Genomic DNA, 16,184 nt, shown 5'->3' with positions numbered 1-16,184 from the left:
ATAGACATAACCGTGACTGCCCAGCGTATCGGCGTCACAGACAAATTCTCCATGCCGAACGGTAATGCCTTGCTGACGGCGAGGGTCAAGCTGACCGGACAGCAGCTGCGACTCCAGTTTGGTTATCAGCGCTGGGAATGCCACATCAAGAGCCTGAGCGGCTTGAGGGGAAAAGGTGCCGACAATATTGGCTCTGTCACTCAGAAAGTGCAGGTGTGTTCCCTCCTGTACCAGTCGGGCCCCCAACCGCGGCGTAATATCACGTTTCAGGCCCCATGTTGGGGAAGTAGTCATGTGGTTATTCATGTTAACGGTCTCTGTGGAATAGGATTGAGGGACTCGGTTGGGTACAGCAACGTGGGCGGAAAATGTGCTCGCCACAGCCCTACGGCCTGTCGTGCGCGGGCGATATCACCCTTGCTCAGCATCGGGTCTTGTGCCAGTACGCTGAACCCGTTACGACCAATTCGCACTAATGCATATTTCTCAACCAGTGTGTTGATGGTGTCGCCGACTGAAATCCCTTGTTCAATCTGTTGTGCAATCGCCTGTTCATCGTGATAGGGCGTATCGTTGAGGCTCAGGCCGTAGTGATGCTCCAGCAGGAAAGCGAGCAGTTGTTGATAAATAGCAGGCACGGGTAATGCACCCGCTGTTGTGGGGTTTGGTTTCATGGGGATGTTCTCAATGTGGATAATTTGGGATTAAGTCAGGAAGATGCTAAGGGTTACCAAATCGTTTGGTTGAATGGAGCATCACCTTATATCAATCGATTAATGCAAAAATGGCATGACTTTCTGGATGATGCAGCGCGTAAGCACGCAACCGATAGAAGTGTTCGGTCATAAGCTCATTTTCAGTACGGCAGGCATGGTGACTGTAAGCCATCAGGCAGGCGGTAATACCCGCAGCTTCACGACTGACGGTGGCCCCGTTGCCATTGAGTGCGTTAAACAACGCGTAGTCTTGCTCCGTACCCGGCACCATAAATGCGCCGCCGCCGCTGAGCGTATAGTAATCCCAGAAGTCGCCGCGATAGTCATCACACAATCGATCCAGCCAACCAAACACCTGTGGTTCAATCAAAATCCATTGCGGTATCTCACCAAAATGGTCTGGCCAGAAGTGAATGCGCTGAGAGTCGGTAACCGGCGTGGCGGTTAGTGTATCCATCTGAGTTGTCGTTGGGATATTCATGAGTAATGTCCTTCTTTAATAAAGATAAATAGCAAAACAGCCCTCCGGGAATACCGGGGAGCCTGTTTATTTAATGGGTTAAGAATTTGATTCAATATTTAAAGTCGTGAGTGAAGATAGAACGCGGGGAGAGGCAGGACCTCTTAGATTAAAAACCCGTTATCGTCGGGATAACGGGCGGTGGTTTTCCCTGAATATTGGCATAACGCCTGTGCCTGACTGCTGTTTTGAATACATTTTGCTGACAGGTAACCCTATCAATTTTATCGATGGGTAAAGAGAAAAGATAATGGGTTGTGCAGATCAATAACGCGAAACCGATCGTTGAAATCGATCGTCACTGGAGGTGTGAAACAACATCAGAGCACAGCCTGCTTAAGCTGTTCAGCCATGACCCACAGTGCACGATTGAGTTTGATGTCACCGTCGATACCACTGATAGCACGGGTTCTGGCACGTTTTCCTCCAGTGCTCTTACCCGATAGCCCACCTTTGGTCAGATTCTCCTGCACACGCTGAAATGTTGTCCAGAGGTCATCTTTCTTATCTTCCCAACGACGAGGCATCAGGATTTGCGACTCTGTGACCGGATGGTGCTCCTCACCGTAACGGTAGGTTAATGCAGCATGGGCCAGTGCATGTTGGTGCTCCGCTGATAGCGTCAATGACTGCATGCTTTCACGACTTTCTTCTATCTGGTCAAATATCCCCAGTACTTCGTAGGCCCCTTCAATCACCTTTTCCACCACATCCCCTTTATGCGGTACACGAATTTCGCCAAAACTCTGACCACAAACCAGACCGTTGCTACAAATTTCACGGAACATACCCGGCAGCATTTGATAGCTACTGGAGCCATCATGGCTGTTGAGCAGAACAATCTCCTGCACTTCTCTCTGCGTGATTTGCCCTGTTCGGCGTAACCGCACCATATGCTTGGTATGCTCACGTTTCTCGGGGTCCCGTACTCGGGTTTGGCAGGCAAAGAACGGCACAAATCCTTCTTCGCGCAACTTATCCAATAAGGTAATAGTAGGAATGTAGGTATAGCGGGAACTGCGGGAGGCATGCTTGTCTTCGCCAAAGACGCTGGGCACATAGTAGGCCAGTTCATCATGGGTCAGGGGGCGGTCGCGGCGAACGGAGTTCACCCGGCCAAAGCGGGACGCTAAACGGGTCATAATTCATTCCTTAGCAAAAAGTGGGCATAAAAAAGCCACCCCGAAGGATGGCCCTGATTGAGTGGCAAGATTGTTTACAGTGTCACGGGGGGCAAAACCGGTTGGGCAATGTGCTCCTTATCAGGCAAAGCGGCGGGCTCTTCAGCCCGGCTTCTTTCATCCCGATAAAGCTGCAGTTTCACCAGAAGCGGTGTCTTACGCGACTGCAGGTAGCTCAAACACCATTCCCGCTTCACCACCATTCTTACTGGTGCAGGTAAAAGCTCATAGGCTTTGCTGAAGACAGATTCAACAAAAATATCGTCGTTTAATTTATCTTCAGCGATATTCAACAGCCCATTGATAACGATATTTTCAAGCAACGGTTTATATTTTGATAAGCGAGAAACTGACTGTTCAACTGTTTCAATTGGTATATCGACAGGAGACGTCTTTCGGGCAAAGCTTAATTTATCTTTCAGCCTGCCGAATTTCCCTTTGGTATTTTCAGGCATATGACACTTATCCTCTTGGCCAGCAGGTCGGGTGTTCAGGCCAATATGGCGAGTTTTTTGATAGCCCGTATTAGACTCAGCGTAGTCAGGCTTGCCCCTAATGTCTGAAGCATCACTGAACGGCTGCGCATCAACGTGACTCCGGCAACACACAGGACAAGCTGCCACGTGCAGTCCGGCAGCGGTAGTGCTTCTTGTTGTCTCATATTCTTCATTTCCCCTCTTTGGTCTGACCGTGCTTAATGGGCATGAAACAGCACTGAGCTGCTATTTATAGCCATTAGGAAGCCAGAGTCCCTGCTTACGGATATCAGTAATAATGTCCCCTTGTATGACAGAAATCGTACGCCAGCTGGGTTCTTTACTGGACGAATTGCCATAGGTGTACCCCACTCTCATAACGAGAGTTTCCCCTGAGGTGGTGGTTAAATCAGCTTCATACGCAGCTTCGGTATTGTACTTATGTAAAAAGCGCACGGCGTTAATGGTGCGACAACGCAGACTACTTTTGGCATGTTCAAATGAATTATCGGCCATCTGGCAACCCTCAGATTTAATTTCATCCGTTAAACTTGCAGATGCATTGAAGTTTTTAGGTGCTGGAGTGAAATCAACCATATCACTTCGCATACTCGGGGGATCTGTCTGAAGAACAAGATAGACCGGGCAATCTGATTTCCCTACCTCGCAAGCTTTCGCCACGTAATCGCGCACCGGCCATCCGGCATTACCGAAATATTCAGCGCCAATTTCGTCTTTACACTGTGACCAGGTGGTACGTTTCCCGAAAGCAACACCATCAACCAGCACACAGGTCACTGCCTTTACCGGTTTCCCATCCCAGCGGACAGCTTTAAAAGGTTGAATACCGGTCTGGTTCACGTCAAGCGTATAAGCCTGTGGATTCTTCGCTATCAGGTCATTCGCCAGCTTCAGTTGATTGCCCCCTTCCTGAGTTAAGAAAAAGGTGTAACGTTCAGGATGAATATCGCCATGGATCGTCAATGCAGACGATACAGACGGAATAAGCAGAGTCAGGGTGCTGAGTAATAACATAATGAATCTACGCATGAGATTTCCTTTCAATTGATTAATGGCTGGTGCAATCCTGCCAGGTGATGTCCTGCAGAGCCTCTTTCAGGCCCTGAGCACTGAAGGGGGCTGATTCCCCGCTCTGACGCGAGGAGAAAGTAATATTGTCTTTTGCACTGCTGTGTTTGAGTGCGGAAAAGGCTGAACTGTTCAGGCTGTACGCCTTCTTGCCTATTAGCAATTGGACATCATTAAGGCCTTCGCTATTGACACGGTAATGTCCTTTTGTATCTTCATAAGTCACTGCCAATTGGCTATCACTGCAACGCAGCGTCAGGGTTTCTCCTGCTTTATTGTTCGTGTTCAACGCAAACTCCATGGCATCGATATTGCCGTACCATTTCCCCCACTGCTGCTCCCCGACGACGGCTTGTGTTGTTGTGCTAAAGAGCGTCATCCCTGCCAATAGCAGCCCGGTGCGTATAGTTTTAGTCATTGAGTCTCCTTAAAACCCCGTTTAATAGGGGCATGTTGTCGATAGGCTCGATGGCCTAATGTAATGAAAATCAGAGTGTTCTTTTGATAGATACAGAGAATACTTCTGTGCAATCGTATTCATTTTTCGGGAGATGGGATAATCGTTAGTACAGATCAATAAGCTGAAACCGATCGCTATAACCTATCGATAATGTCGATCGTTTTGCAATAATTGATAGGTTATATCTATTTATTGGGGTGGGTTCGATCGGTATGACAGATCGATGAATGACAATCACGTCCATTAATTCACATCGGTGTGACTTCATGTAAGTGATATAGGAACGAAATAATCTGGGCTAAGTAAAGCAAGTTATTCACAGGGTCAATTTTATCGATAATTACTTTTCACGCTTATTCTGTTGTTCGTATTCATTGCAGATCAGCCACTCTAGGACTTCGGAAACACGTATTCCCCTTTTAGTTGCAATTGCATCCAGTTTATTTCTTGTGTCTGATCGGAGAGTGGTTGTAATGATTTTTTTCTCCACCATGCTGCTTCGATAACGCTTCTGAGACATCGTTTTATTCATTTTCAATAGAAGCAATTCTTTGAATTCTGAACTATCACCCCAAGTATCTAAGACACCATAAATAGAAAGGTATTTTTCATGATCACTCATTGGAGAAAGTCTTCCTGCTGATGTGTTGATGTAACTCCATCCACACTTCTCAGTTCTTTCTTTTAACTTCTCACTGAGGTATTGCCATGCCCACTGACACAGTTCCTCATTTTTCTTATCAAGTTTTTTAAAATATGATGGTTCGTTACTCTTTCTAATCCAAGTTGCCTTCGACATTTCCAATGAATTTATTTTTGAACTAGGACTCATTTCAATTCTGTCATAAAAATTCCTTATCGCATCAAGTCGATTTTGATGTGAGAACGGATTTTCAGATAAATATAATGATTCATATGTAGGTCTGTTATTTTGCTCTTTGTCAGGGAATCCATTCCTGATAACTATCCACATGTACATACATGCGCGATCTGAGTTTTCCAGCCATTCAAAATCCTTATCAGATATAGAAACCATTGCACGTGCATGCTGTATCATTTTATCTATGAAAGCATCATTTGAAATTATAGAACCATCAGACAACCTAATGCCATCACATTTTTCCAGTGTGCTGTTTATTATGTATGTATATTCACTGATGGACTCTCTTGCAGGATATGAAATATAGAATCCGTGAACTCGAATGTAATAAATACAATACCTATAGATACGAATGGAAAGATTTTTGTCTTTTTCTTTTAACATAATTATCACTTTTTGGTTTTTTTGTGAGCTTATCTCCAGATTATAACACGACATAAAAGTGATGTACTACTGTTGATGACTGACTTTAACACGTGGTTCTCATGAATCACTCACGATGACTACATGTAGGTTTTTATTTCTGATTATCTTGTCAACCCCTTTCAGAAAGGGTATCAAATGCACTTTTAGAGCAAAACAGTTATACGAGACATGCTTTGCCTCAATTTTCAGATGGTATCTGTATATGTGCAGAGAAACTGAAAGACTCCAGCGATTAATATAGTTCTGGGGAATGTAGAAAATTAAAATTATACATATACTAACTATGACAGGAAAGGATGCCACACGGGTGTCCTCTTGATACATTCCCGAAGACTTTCATGAGCATGATTGATATTCACCATGACCAGGTGATCGACATGGTATCCATTGTCCATTTTACAGGTATGACTGATAAATGGATTTATAAATTGACCTAGAAAGAGGAGTTTCCCAAGCCAATTAAACTGGGTTGTAGTTATCGCTGGCTTGAAAGTTAAATAACAGAGTGGGTTAATGATAAAGTGATGAGTTCACGTAATAAATAGCATAAGGATTAAGTTAAGGTTATTGGCGATTTATTAATCTTAATTTGGGTTAATTAGTGTTATTGGTTTAGGAGTCTATCTATTAACACCTACATTCAAACCCATATCCATACCTATTCACAACCTTATTGACAAGCACTCCATTACTCCAATGTGTAAGCTATTACATCATGATGTGTGTTTATGAAAGATGTTTGAAAATTAACTTAATCACCTATCAGTATTTATTTCCTGATAACTATCAGGAATACGTTTTACTTAACATAATCACACAATGACATGAGTTAAAAACCCAAAAGAGGATTTATCATGTCAAACGTCAACACAAACTATGCGCTGAACCCGGTATTGTTATCTCATCTATTTTCACATGCAGAAGCATTGAGAGGGACGTACTCCAGACTCCTTACGTTCAGAATGGATTTCTTTTATCTCAAAGGAACCCCTTTATTTGAGCAAAGAATAAATGACTGGTCTTGTCGGGATATGTATATGCTGGCTGAGCGGCTTATCGATACCAGTAATATTGTGGGTTACAGTTGGGTAATGGAACGAACAGCGCAGCACGGTATTCATTTTCATGCCATGTTTTATCTGAATGGTCATCTGCATCAGAAGTATTATCCGACGGCACAGGATGCATTACAGCTCTGGTCATGTCTAACTCAGGGTCAAGGGTATGCGCATATCTGTGACCCTGGTAATAATAATTATCCGGTTAATGGTCAGGGTAAATTCAATTACCACCATGAGCAGCGTTTTAATGAGCTGTATTACACATTAAGTTATCTGGCGAAAGAAGAACAGAAAGAAGGGTTGTATTGTTATGGCCTGAGTGATGTCCCAGAGCCTGATGGCAGAGGAAGACCAAGAAAAGAGATGTAATAGTTATTCATGTCGAATATCAATGCCAGCAGATCTACAGTGTCCCACAAGGTTACTTGCTGGCATTTGTCGTTTAATGCCGGAGTTCATCATGTCTGAATTTGTATTTGCACCACACGCCATCACGCGCCACGGAGAATGGGTGACACCCTTAACCGCAGCGCAGGAAGATTACGATATTCTGTTTTGTGAATATTGTAGATTGAAAATTGGCGTTGTCATTGACCCCTTAACGAAGGTGATAAGTTTTATCCATGCACCCGGTAGCTTAGAAAATGTAAAGCGGCTGGTTAGCTGTTGCTTCAGTTCTGCAAATGACCGTCAGAAATCTAAGACCGGTGAAAATGACCAACAAACCGAGTGGGGGATAATCAAACCCCGTCGACTTCCCTGTAATACCCTCAAACGACGCTGGAAATGCTGCTTGTGCACTCATCACTGGCACGGGCCTAAACAGTGCCCCGAGTGCCAAGATTGGCTGTACGCGCTACCTGCGTGATGAGAGTTTGCCTTCAGACAGTTCTGTCATAGTGGCCAGTCACCGCGTTCACTTATCCCGTCATTCTTAACATCACTGCACCACTGCACCAGATACGGACGTATCTGGCCGACCTTTACGACCCGGATCTGCAGGTGGATGCTGTAAGCCTCTTGCCATAGCGGGTACGCGGGAATCCGGGGGAGCCGCGTCATCACGCGTCCCGCCAGCCAGACGAAGCTGGCCAAGTATTTTTATACATATGAACCCTATCCTCTGAGGAGAAACGACGTCTACCCATTCCACAGCGTCGGTCTTCTCCCGCCATTAACCACTCAGAGGGAGAGATAGAATGAACACCGCACACACCAGTCAGTTTTCAGTCGAAGACCCACTTATCGATATGACCTTTATCACCACGTTTACCGGGATGACCGATAAGTGGTTTTACAAACTGATTAAAGACGGGGACTTTCCTAAACCCATCAAACTGGGACGCAGCTCTCGCTGGTTCAAAAGCGAAGTGGAAACCTGGATGCAGCAGCGTATCACCCAGTCCCGCCCTGAGTCCCTTGTGACTCGTTAGCCATTAGTCGACATCACACCTTCCCCACGATTTTCGCCTACTGCTTTCATCGATATCAACACTGTAGTAAATCATTGGGGAGTAGGTCACTGGCTCCATATCACTACCTTCCCGTTACTTTTGTCGACTATCGCGCCCCCCCCTGGATACCAGCAGGAAAATTTATTAAATGATGTCGGCTATTCTAGCCCCAGCAGTCGATCCATCCGATGGCTACCCCACACTTTTTCATGGTCTCCTCATACGAACAATGGTGGTTTATCGCCTTGCCTGCATGAAGAAAAATGGAAACAGGTTATTACGATGTCTTGATTTTGTGATCCACTACAGTGCTATTTCACCACCGGATTAAACCTGCTTCACACTAAGGCTGAAAGCCCGTAGCAGAGAACATATATCCTCATTATTATGGTGAAACATTTTCCTTAAGAAGGATCCCCGAGTGAAAGGCTCACAATGGAATAAATGGGATTTACACATCCACAGTCCGATGACGTGGCTGGCCAACAATTATACTTCTGACGATATTGAGGGCTATGTACGTACACTCGGGGAGCAGCAGTTATCCCTCGTTGCGGTGACGAACTATTTTTACTTCAGGCAGAACGAACTGGAAACCATCCGGGATGAGAGCGCAAGACAGGGTCTGGCGCTCACGGTTCTCGGGAATGTTGAATTCCGGATTGACCAGCAGAACAAGAATAACGAATGGATAAACGTTCATATTCTATTTTCAGACAAACTAAGCACAGAACGCATTAATGACACCCTGTCACGTTTACCGCTTAAGCTGACGGATGGTGGCCAGAAAACTATTTACTGCTGCGAGCGTAGCGTGAAAGAAAGTGGTCATGGTGTTGATACAATTATGGTCGATTTCAGCCAACTCCTTAGCTATCTGAACGCAACCCTTCGCCCCTGCAAGGATTACCTTGTTGCTATCTGCCCGAACGGATATGGTGGCTATCGCCCTGATGCAACCGGACGTTCGCAGGCAGCCGCGACCGAAATAGATCGCCACGGACAGATCATTTTTGGCGGATTACGTGACCGGGATTATTTCCTGAAAACTGATCGTTACGAAGGAGCAAGCATCCGGCCCGTGTTCCAATGTTCTGATGCACACTGTACGGAACACATTGGACGGGGCTCTACTTGGGTGAAAGCATTACCAACGTTTGAAGGCCTGCGCCAGGCCATGCTGGAGCCTGAAGGACGCCTGGCGTTAGATATATCATCACCCGCCCTGCAACTACCGAAAGTACACTTCAGTCGCCTTAACGTGGAAGGTACTATTTTTAACGACCAGAGTATTTGTTTCAGAAAACTGTCCATCCCCCTTAACCCAGATATGGTGGCCATTATTGGCGGGCGCGGAACGGGAAAAAGTCTCCTGCTAGATGCTGTTCGTTCGCAGTTTGCCGGCGCGGCCAGCCGTGGCAGTGAGATCCGTGACGTTAATGTCCAGCATCTAACAGTAGAGCTTGATAAAGCTAACGGTGAAAAGGTGCTGTTTGAAAGGCGAAACGAGGGATACGAATACCTACATGTATCGCAAGGTGAGATAAAACTTCTCTGTCAGCAGCCTGGACTGATCAGCGATGAAATAAAGAAAATGTTACGTCTGTCTACAGAAGACATTCCGGAGGGGCTCAGGGAGGATCTGATTGCTAATCTGGGCGACTATCGTGCATTTCGTGAATACCACAGCTTCCGTGATGAACAACGGCAAACCATAAATACGGAGGGTTACCACCTTGGCGTGATAAAGGCCGCTCAGGATAAAATTAATACCCTGACCAGCGCAAAGAACAAGCTTCTGATCGAACAGTTTCAGACCAATAGTACCCGAGGTACGGCTCTGACCAAGGCACTGGTCAGCACAAGGCTCCTGCTTCGTGAGTCAGCAGAAGCGGAAACCAGTCTGAATACGCGGATTCAGGAGGTTAATGCCGCCAGTACGAACATCGTTCCCATCCCTACACTCGATTTGTCCGCACACAAAGCCTGCGTTTCGGCCCATGTCGCCGCACTGGAGAAACAAAACGGGCAGCTTGAGGAGGAAAATAAAGGCATTGTTATTGCCTTCCGGGAACAGGGGATCGAACAGGATATTTCAGGGGTTTTGGAAAAAATTCGCGGTTATCAAGAGCAGATCCAGCTTGCCACCCTACGTCAGGGAGAAATTCAACAGCGTGTACAGCAGGCTAGACTCGGAACAGAGCTGCGGGCCACGCTGTCGACAGACTTTGTACACCATCTGTTGGGCAAAAAAGAAAGAATCGATAGCACCTTTGTGTCCCTGACAGATAAGGCACATCTGACCCCAGCCCAGCAGGTGCTGATACGAGAAATACTGGTGGATATCCGTATATTCGGGCAACCTCATTTTGATATCCCGGCTTTTTACAGCGGGATACTTGAATGCCTTAACCGAGGAAAGTTTCGCGTTTCTGGCGAGTTATCTGCCGAGGAAAAACTCCGAACAGTCTTTGGCGTTTCCAGCATTAAGGATTTTCAGGCCCTTATTGCTGGACAGGAAATGATTACATTACCCGAGAAACCGAACGAAAAAATCACCATCGAGACATTTTTGTGGAAAAGCGAGTATTTCAATTCCCAGGGGCCTTTTGCACTGCTTGCCTTTCTCTTCAGCCCGGAGCACATTTCAAGATATCTGACGGTGAGAGCTGAATTTGAATACAAAGGAAAAACTGTCGAAAAGCTATCAGCTGGGCAACGGGGAACATTTTACGTTTGCCTCAAGCTGGCCACTGATACGTTCGGTTCGCCCTTTATATTCGATCAGCCTGAAGATGATCTTGATAATGACTTCATCATGCACAATCTTGTACCTCTGTTTCGCAAGATAAAGCAGTATCGTCAGGTGATCATCGTCACTCATAATGCCAATCTGGTCGTTAACTGCGATGCAGAGCAAGTGATTATCGCCAGTAACACTGATGAGGTGATCAGCTATCGTTCCGGAGCCCTAGAATATGGTGACCATGGGGATGTAAACAGTATGCGAAAAGCAATATGTGATGTCCTTGAGGGCGGGCGGGCCGCATTTGAGGCTCGTGAGCAGAAATATGGCATGCTGTGGCTGAGTCCCCTCTGATGCCTGAGCGATGATGTTCTGAACCCGTTTTCGAATCGAGCAGCTCACAGCCCCGTAGCTTACTGTCCAAAGCCATGTTGAACAGAGCCAGATCGCGTGTTTTACTTTCCAGTTCAAGCCTGATTCGGATCCCCCAGATATGAGATATCTGAAGTGGTCTTTTTTGGCCGACGATACGGCCTTTGTTCCACGGTGACGTGTTCATGCTCAAATCTCCTGCGGTGTGGGAGATTTGAGTATGGTTGTCCTCCAAGAGCGAGAAGCGCACCCTTTGGGTGAAGGCGTAAACGAATCAAAAGGCACGTAAATCAGATTTGAAACAAATGGCTAGCAAACTCATTTTATTTTGTACGTAACTAATAATTTCTTAAAATTATCGCACTTTCAGTGAATAACTTAGCCATATATTAACAATCGATAAAAATTAAAATTTTTAGATGTTTTAGATGTTTTAGATGTTTTAGATGTTTTAGAGATAACCATGATTCATCAGTAGGTTATCTCATTAATATTAATAAAATTTATATGGACACTATTTTAACATGTAGTCCAATTCATCCTTTATAGGTATAATCTGTTCATAAAGTCGATGATATGCCTTACCAATAGCACCTCTAAACTGTATTAATTTAGGTGGCATATATCCAATATTCATAATATGATCTTGTGTTATCCCAGGATAAGGATCGATAAAAATAACCTCTGAAATACCAAGTTGATATGCTTTTTTTGCACATAACTCACATGGGCTCGCAGTAGTATATAATTTTCCACCAACAATACCAGTTCCACCATATTTTACTAATTGTAAGAAAGCATTCTCTTCTGCATGCAAAGCACGAGTGTGCACTTGGTTATTCTTATTATCTATACTGTTATGTATATCCTTAAAACAATATGAAATATTTCTTCCTTTGAAAGAGGTTGATTGCTGAATTAGTGGTTTAAAAGTTTCATAAAATTCTCGCGCCTTCTCTCTAAATTTTTCATTATTCCTTTCATAATGGCTATATGTTTCTGAGTGAAAATCATTTATTAATCCATCAATTGACCTCATTGCACAAGGGATCTGTCCTTTAGCCACATCATTCCAACCAACTGATTTTATTGAATTATCATTATCAGTAACAACGGCCCCCACTTGCCTTGAAATACAACCAGAGTTTAATTTTACTGTATATGCAACTTGCATGACCCTTTCCATCGATGTAGGAGAAATTAACCCTGGGTGCTGCATTAATGCAATATACCATGCAATTTGTGCCTTTAATACGTTGTTATTATCGTATTCGTTTTTTGGATTAAATAAATGTATATCAGATATCTCTATGCATTTTTTTACATTTGGATTCGTTAAGTGCTTATATTCGCTGTCTCCTTTACCTGATTCTTCGTCATCAATTTTTTTGATCTGTTCTGCTGAAAACTTATGCAATTTTTGCAAATATCTTGTTCTGTGCTCATCTGGCGCATTAATTGATACTAAATGAAACGCTGCATAGCGATCTTTAAAAAACTTAGCTTCATAAGGATTTCTTATTGCATCAATAACAATGTATGCTCTCTCATTTTTTACTTTCCTTATTGATTTAATAACTCTATTAATGGTTTCCGGCAAATGGAACACAGAGTTTGGAATGAAGTCTTTGCTTTCGTATTCAGCATCAACCTTGCCAATTCTTCTAATTGATTTGCCAGCAGATTGATACACTGAGACATATAAACCGGACTCTAACTTGTTTAATTCAGATTTAAGATCTCTAGTAAATTTCCTAACTAACTGTAGAATTCTGATGAACGAACGTGTTATCTTAGGAACGTTAAAATCAATTTCAGACTGATGATCCAAAAGTTGTTTTATGATATCACTATAATTCTCTTTTAAAAAACTTTTTGATAGCACACCATTTCTAACTAAATGCCTACTGGATTTTTTAGTAATACTTTCCCCACAAGAATAGATGAAGTTAATTAATTTTGTAGTAGGTAGTAGAAGTAAATATATTGATATAAGGTCACTAACCTTTATTGAATAAAAATTCTCCCAATGTTCTTCAGCAAATCTTCTAACTATAGAGTAACGCCTTTCATCTAATCCATTATAAAAACCGCTTAAGCTATTTAATTCAGGAAAGGAAATGCTTTTACTTTCTAATATATTTGCCGTAGTAGTACAACCCGATCCAGTTCTCCCAGTTAATCCGACTAGGATGAATTGATTATTTTCTAAAAATAACTCGCTTATGAATTTTTGTTCCGCCATTGTCTTCATCCGTTATGCCTTAACACATCACAAATTATGTGGTCTCCTTACAATTATTGTTGAGAACTTAAAAAAATCAACAGGTTAATTAATTTCCTGATGAAAAATAAACATAGATCTTTAAAATCGCCACCCAGACAAAGGTAAGTTTTTGAAAAATAATGGTTATGTAGTTTGTAATCCAACGGTATGTTCTATTGCTTTGTATCTAATGGTACCAACGTCCGCTTCACGCCCTGAGACATTCGACAAGCTTTTATGACTTCAGTAAAGGCGAATTTCGCTCTTTGAGTGACAGCAAATATTTCGCTTCGTCATAACATGTTCTGGCCTTCCAGCAGCGGTAAATTATCCGGATCCATTTGAACGCAAGCGCCCGAATTGCAGACTGGTGAGATTTCCCCTTCTCTCTGAGGCCCTGATAATACAGTTTTGCCCAGTAGTATGAATTTACCGTTTTGGCAGCCCATTCGACGAATGTCTGCCGGACGAACTGGAACATTGCCAGCGCCAGTGTATCCAGGATTTCTGGCCATTCAGCTCGGTTACAGGCGCAATACCTGCATAGTTCTGTATTTCCTCGGCACTTCGTCTGTAGTGAGAGGGATAGTATTGGCAATGCTCGCTACACGTTGCTCGGTAAGGGCTATTGCGCGGCCACCTTTGGCATTCATGAAATGTCGCACAGTGTCACCCCTTGCCCGTTTAAGCTGTTGCAGACTGGGCCAGCGGATTATTAGCTCGCAGAACAGAGAACTGTCCCGATGCGAGAACCATTACAGGGGCTGAGGATAATACTGCTTAAGCGTGTTGATGAGACGATTCACAAAACGGCGTTTGTCTTCGACCAGCAGTCGACGCTGTTCAACTAGCTGTTGAAGTAATCGAATATCCGCATTGTCGGGCTCAATGGCTTTGATCTTTTCGAGATAGCGTAGCATCAGCTCTAACGCTAACTCAGCATCCTGCGGATCATCCTTCGCACCACTTGGCCAAAAGGTCTGCCGATAGCGGGCCAGTGACAACGCGTGCACAGGAAAAACAGTAACAAATGGGTACTTCTGGAGAGCATACACCACCGGGCCTTTCTTCAGCTCAAGGGCGATAGCGATCCTGCCTTTCACCTTCTGGTGCAACTCGTTGAGCCAGATATCAAGCGCTTCCGGCGTATGTTTAATCACATGGAATATGCGCTCACCATTTTTAAACTGAACGCAGACATCGTGCTTTTTATCCGCCCAGTCCAAACCAACATGAGCAGCAAACTGATCTATAGCAGTCATCACCAACTCCTTTTTACCGGGGATTGGTATGCATTCCACGCTCTTCGAAAGAAATATAGTCAGCAGTTTGTCTGCATGCCTGAGTATTCGTTAGCGAACGTGGAGCACTTACTGGCTCGAAAGCAAAGCGGCAATCATCACATCACATGATTCTGGCACAATATTCGTAACCAGTAAGCGCATACCCTGAATCACTTAAAAGTGTAACTCTCAGGGTGCGAATGACTATATCTGGCACAGAGCTGCTGTTACAGCCCTGACAATCTTAGACTTCAATCGACTCAGAGATTTCTAACGCATCATCGACTTCAATGCCCAGATAACGGACTGTGCTTTCCAGTTTCTTATGGCCCAACAGAAGTTGGATCACCCGGAGATTCTTGGTTTTCTTGTATCTCAGGTAAGGTTTTGTTCTTCTCATGGAATGTGAATCATCGAGACCAAGCTTTGCTGCCCATCCATGAAAAATGCGATTGTATTGTCGGGTTGAGATATGTTGGCAAGAACCGACCCGGGATTGGAACAAGTAGTCTTTACTGTGCAGATTGCCCAACTTTATTAGCGCTGAAACTGCTTCTCTTGTCCCTTTGGTTATCTCAAATTGGACAGGGCTACCGGTTTTTTGTTGCAACACCGTTGCTCTGCTTGAAACATAACTGACATATGCAACATCTGATACTTTGAGTTTAACCAGATCACAGCCCCGTAGCTTACTGTCCAAAGCCATGTTGAACAGAGCCAGATCGCGTGTTTTACCTTCCAGCTCAAGTCTAATCCGGATCCCTCAGATATGAGATATCTGAAGTGGTTTTTTTTGCCGATGATAAGGTCTTTGTTCCAAGGTGACGTTTTCATACTCAAATCTCCTGCGGTGTGGGAGATTTGAGTATGGTTGTCCTCCAAGAGCGAAAAGCTGCCCTAATCCCCTGTCCAGCAGGGGCTGGCAAAAAGTGTAGCACTATTCCGCGCAGCTATTTAGCTCGATAGCTGACTGCTGGATGTGCTCTACAACAGTGATACCCACAGTAGCTGGAATATGCTAGGAATTCAGAATACACAGGATGATGTGATTATTAATCTGGTGATGGAGTCGATATTTCTGGTGCTGCCTACGTTCTGGCTGGTGGCGATGACGTAGGCTGGAGCGAGGGTTGGCGTGGCGGTGAATGATGCTCTGGCGAAGGGGGGAAGGCTGGGGGGATGATTGGAAAATCATAAAGCTATCATGCGCTTCTCTTAATAAGTTATATTTTCCTGAAAATAGCAGAAAAGGAA

14 protein-coding genes and 4 pseudogenes are annotated in these 16,184 nt (G+C 44.2%); 5 read left to right on the top strand and 13 right to left on the bottom strand.

The window, feature by feature from the left end:
- The 9 genes from AEP37_RS19065 to AEP37_RS19025 all read right to left on the bottom strand — a co-directional run.
- Nucleotides 1–306: type IV toxin-antitoxin system YeeU family antitoxin (locus AEP37_RS19065; RefSeq protein WP_049614836.1), on the bottom strand; the 306-nt coding region annotated here is incomplete at its 3' end.
- The gene (locus tag AEP37_RS19060; protein ID WP_049614835.1) at nucleotides 303–674 is read right to left on the bottom strand and encodes a TA system toxin CbtA family protein; all 372 of its coding nucleotides are present in this window, start codon (nucleotides 672–674) and stop codon (nucleotides 303–305) included. The genes AEP37_RS19065 and AEP37_RS19060, both read right to left, overlap by 4 nt.
- A gap of 91 nt (nucleotides 675–765) precedes the next feature.
- The gene (locus AEP37_RS19055) at nucleotides 766–1,197 is read right to left on the bottom strand and encodes an antirestriction protein (RefSeq protein WP_049614834.1); all 432 of its coding nucleotides are present in this window, start codon (nucleotides 1,195–1,197) and stop codon (nucleotides 766–768) included.
- Between the two features lie 359 nt (nucleotides 1,198–1,556).
- Complete coding sequence (locus AEP37_RS19050; RefSeq protein WP_049614833.1) at nucleotides 1,557–2,378, bottom strand: DUF932 domain-containing protein; 822 nt, start codon at nucleotides 2,376–2,378, stop codon at nucleotides 1,557–1,559.
- Between the two features lie 74 nt (nucleotides 2,379–2,452).
- Entirely contained in the window at nucleotides 2,453–2,872 is a 420-nt protein-coding gene (locus tag AEP37_RS19045) for a hypothetical protein (RefSeq protein ID WP_049614832.1), read from the bottom strand.
- Between the two features lie 35 nt (nucleotides 2,873–2,907).
- A complete protein-coding gene (locus AEP37_RS19040) occupies nucleotides 2,908–3,087 on the bottom strand; it encodes a hypothetical protein (RefSeq protein WP_049614831.1) in 180 nt (59 codons plus the stop codon).
- 52 nt (nucleotides 3,088–3,139) lie between these two features.
- Nucleotides 3,140–3,943 (bottom strand): hypothetical protein, encoded by an 804-nt coding sequence (locus AEP37_RS19035; RefSeq protein WP_042659801.1) that lies wholly within the window; start codon nucleotides 3,941–3,943, stop codon nucleotides 3,140–3,142.
- Nucleotides 3,944–3,962: 19 nt separating this feature from the next.
- The gene (locus tag AEP37_RS19030) at nucleotides 3,963–4,400 is read right to left on the bottom strand and encodes a hypothetical protein (RefSeq protein WP_049614830.1); all 438 of its coding nucleotides are present in this window, start codon (nucleotides 4,398–4,400) and stop codon (nucleotides 3,963–3,965) included.
- Between the two features lie 382 nt (nucleotides 4,401–4,782).
- Nucleotides 4,783–5,706 carry a hypothetical protein gene (locus tag AEP37_RS19025; protein WP_049614829.1) on the bottom strand — a complete coding sequence of 308 codons (924 nt, stop codon included), beginning with the start codon at nucleotides 5,704–5,706 and terminating at the stop codon, nucleotides 4,783–4,785.
- An 896-nt stretch (nucleotides 5,707–6,602) separates the two neighbouring features.
- Between AEP37_RS19025 and AEP37_RS19015 the strand changes: the two genes are divergently transcribed.
- The 4 genes from AEP37_RS19015 (at nucleotide 6,603) to AEP37_RS19005 (ending at nucleotide 11,363) form a co-directional block, all read left to right on the top strand.
- Nucleotides 6,603–7,178: a YagK/YfjJ domain-containing protein gene (locus tag AEP37_RS19015; protein WP_072086356.1), complete on the top strand. Its 576-nt coding sequence runs from the start codon at nucleotides 6,603–6,605 to the stop codon at nucleotides 7,176–7,178.
- A gap of 91 nt (nucleotides 7,179–7,269) precedes the next feature.
- Nucleotides 7,270–7,677: a hypothetical protein gene (locus AEP37_RS25170; protein ID WP_072086355.1), complete on the top strand. Its 408-nt coding sequence runs from the start codon at nucleotides 7,270–7,272 to the stop codon at nucleotides 7,675–7,677.
- A gap of 331 nt (nucleotides 7,678–8,008) precedes the next feature.
- Nucleotides 8,009–8,242: a helix-turn-helix transcriptional regulator gene (locus tag AEP37_RS19010; protein WP_049614827.1), complete on the top strand. Its 234-nt coding sequence runs from the start codon at nucleotides 8,009–8,011 to the stop codon at nucleotides 8,240–8,242.
- 442 nt (nucleotides 8,243–8,684) lie between these two features.
- Entirely contained in the window at nucleotides 8,685–11,363 is a 2,679-nt protein-coding gene (locus tag AEP37_RS19005) for a TrlF family AAA-like ATPase (protein ID WP_049614826.1), read from the top strand.
- On the opposite strand, the pseudogene AEP37_RS27320 reads toward AEP37_RS19005, so the two are convergent.
- The 4 genes and pseudogenes from AEP37_RS27320 to AEP37_RS18990 form a co-directional block, all read right to left on the bottom strand.
- Nucleotides 11,362–11,568: pseudogene (locus AEP37_RS27320) on the bottom strand (integrase); the annotation flags it as partial. The gene AEP37_RS19005 and the pseudogene AEP37_RS27320 overlap by 2 nt on opposite strands.
- 327 nt (nucleotides 11,569–11,895) lie before the next feature.
- Nucleotides 11,896–13,626 (bottom strand): anti-phage dCTP deaminase, encoded by a 1,731-nt coding sequence (locus AEP37_RS19000; protein ID WP_049614838.1) that lies wholly within the window; start codon nucleotides 13,624–13,626, stop codon nucleotides 11,896–11,898.
- Nucleotides 13,627–13,882: 256 nt separating this feature from the next.
- Nucleotides 13,883–14,909: pseudogene (locus tag AEP37_RS18995) on the bottom strand (IS110 family transposase).
- A 265-nt stretch (nucleotides 14,910–15,174) separates the two neighbouring features.
- A pseudogene (locus AEP37_RS18990) lies at nucleotides 15,175–15,764 on the bottom strand (tyrosine-type recombinase/integrase).
- A 136-nt stretch (nucleotides 15,765–15,900) separates the two neighbouring features.
- On the opposite strand from AEP37_RS18990, the pseudogene AEP37_RS25160 reads away from it, so the two are divergent.
- Nucleotides 15,901–16,127 (top strand): annotated as a pseudogene (locus AEP37_RS25160) (conjugal transfer protein TraG N-terminal domain-containing protein); the annotation flags it as partial.
- Between the last annotated feature and the right edge of the window lie 57 nt (nucleotides 16,128–16,184).

Origin of the sequence: Yersinia pekkanenii (genome assembly GCF_001152565.1) — a bacterium.
In the GTDB taxonomy this organism is placed as follows: domain Bacteria; phylum Pseudomonadota; class Gammaproteobacteria; order Enterobacterales; family Enterobacteriaceae; genus Yersinia; species Yersinia pekkanenii.
Note: the sequence above shows the minus strand (reverse complement) of the source record. Positions and strands in the feature narration are given on the sequence as shown.

Excerpts from the sequence above, each read along its gene's own strand:
- AEP37_RS19050 (WP_049614833.1), bottom strand. The coding sequence starts at position 2,378 with ATGACCCGTTTAGCGTCCCGCTTTGGCCGGGTGAACTCCGTTCGCCGC.
- AEP37_RS19025 (WP_049614829.1), bottom strand. The coding sequence starts at position 5,706 with ATGTTAAAAGAAAAAGACAAAAATCTTTCCATTCGTATCTATAGGTAT.
- AEP37_RS19000 (WP_049614838.1), bottom strand. The coding sequence starts at position 13,626 with ATGGCGGAACAAAAATTCATAAGCGAGTTATTTTTAGAAAATAATCAA.
- AEP37_RS19010 (WP_049614827.1), top strand. The coding sequence starts at position 8,009 with ATGAACACCGCACACACCAGTCAGTTTTCAGTCGAAGACCCACTTATC.
- AEP37_RS19045 (WP_049614832.1), bottom strand. The coding sequence starts at position 2,872 with ATGCCTGAAAATACCAAAGGGAAATTCGGCAGGCTGAAAGATAAATTA.
- AEP37_RS19060 (WP_049614835.1), bottom strand. The coding sequence starts at position 674 with ATGAAACCAAACCCCACAACAGCGGGTGCATTACCCGTGCCTGCTATT.
- AEP37_RS19035 (WP_042659801.1), bottom strand. The coding sequence starts at position 3,943 with ATGCGTAGATTCATTATGTTATTACTCAGCACCCTGACTCTGCTTATT.
- AEP37_RS25170 (WP_072086355.1), top strand. The coding sequence starts at position 7,270 with ATGTCTGAATTTGTATTTGCACCACACGCCATCACGCGCCACGGAGAA.
- AEP37_RS19040 (WP_049614831.1), bottom strand. The coding sequence starts at position 3,087 with ATGAAGAATATGAGACAACAAGAAGCACTACCGCTGCCGGACTGCACG.
- AEP37_RS19015 (WP_072086356.1), top strand. The coding sequence starts at position 6,603 with ATGTCAAACGTCAACACAAACTATGCGCTGAACCCGGTATTGTTATCT.
- AEP37_RS19030 (WP_049614830.1), bottom strand. The coding sequence starts at position 4,400 with ATGACTAAAACTATACGCACCGGGCTGCTATTGGCAGGGATGACGCTC.
- AEP37_RS19055 (WP_049614834.1), bottom strand. The coding sequence starts at position 1,197 with ATGAATATCCCAACGACAACTCAGATGGATACACTAACCGCCACGCCG.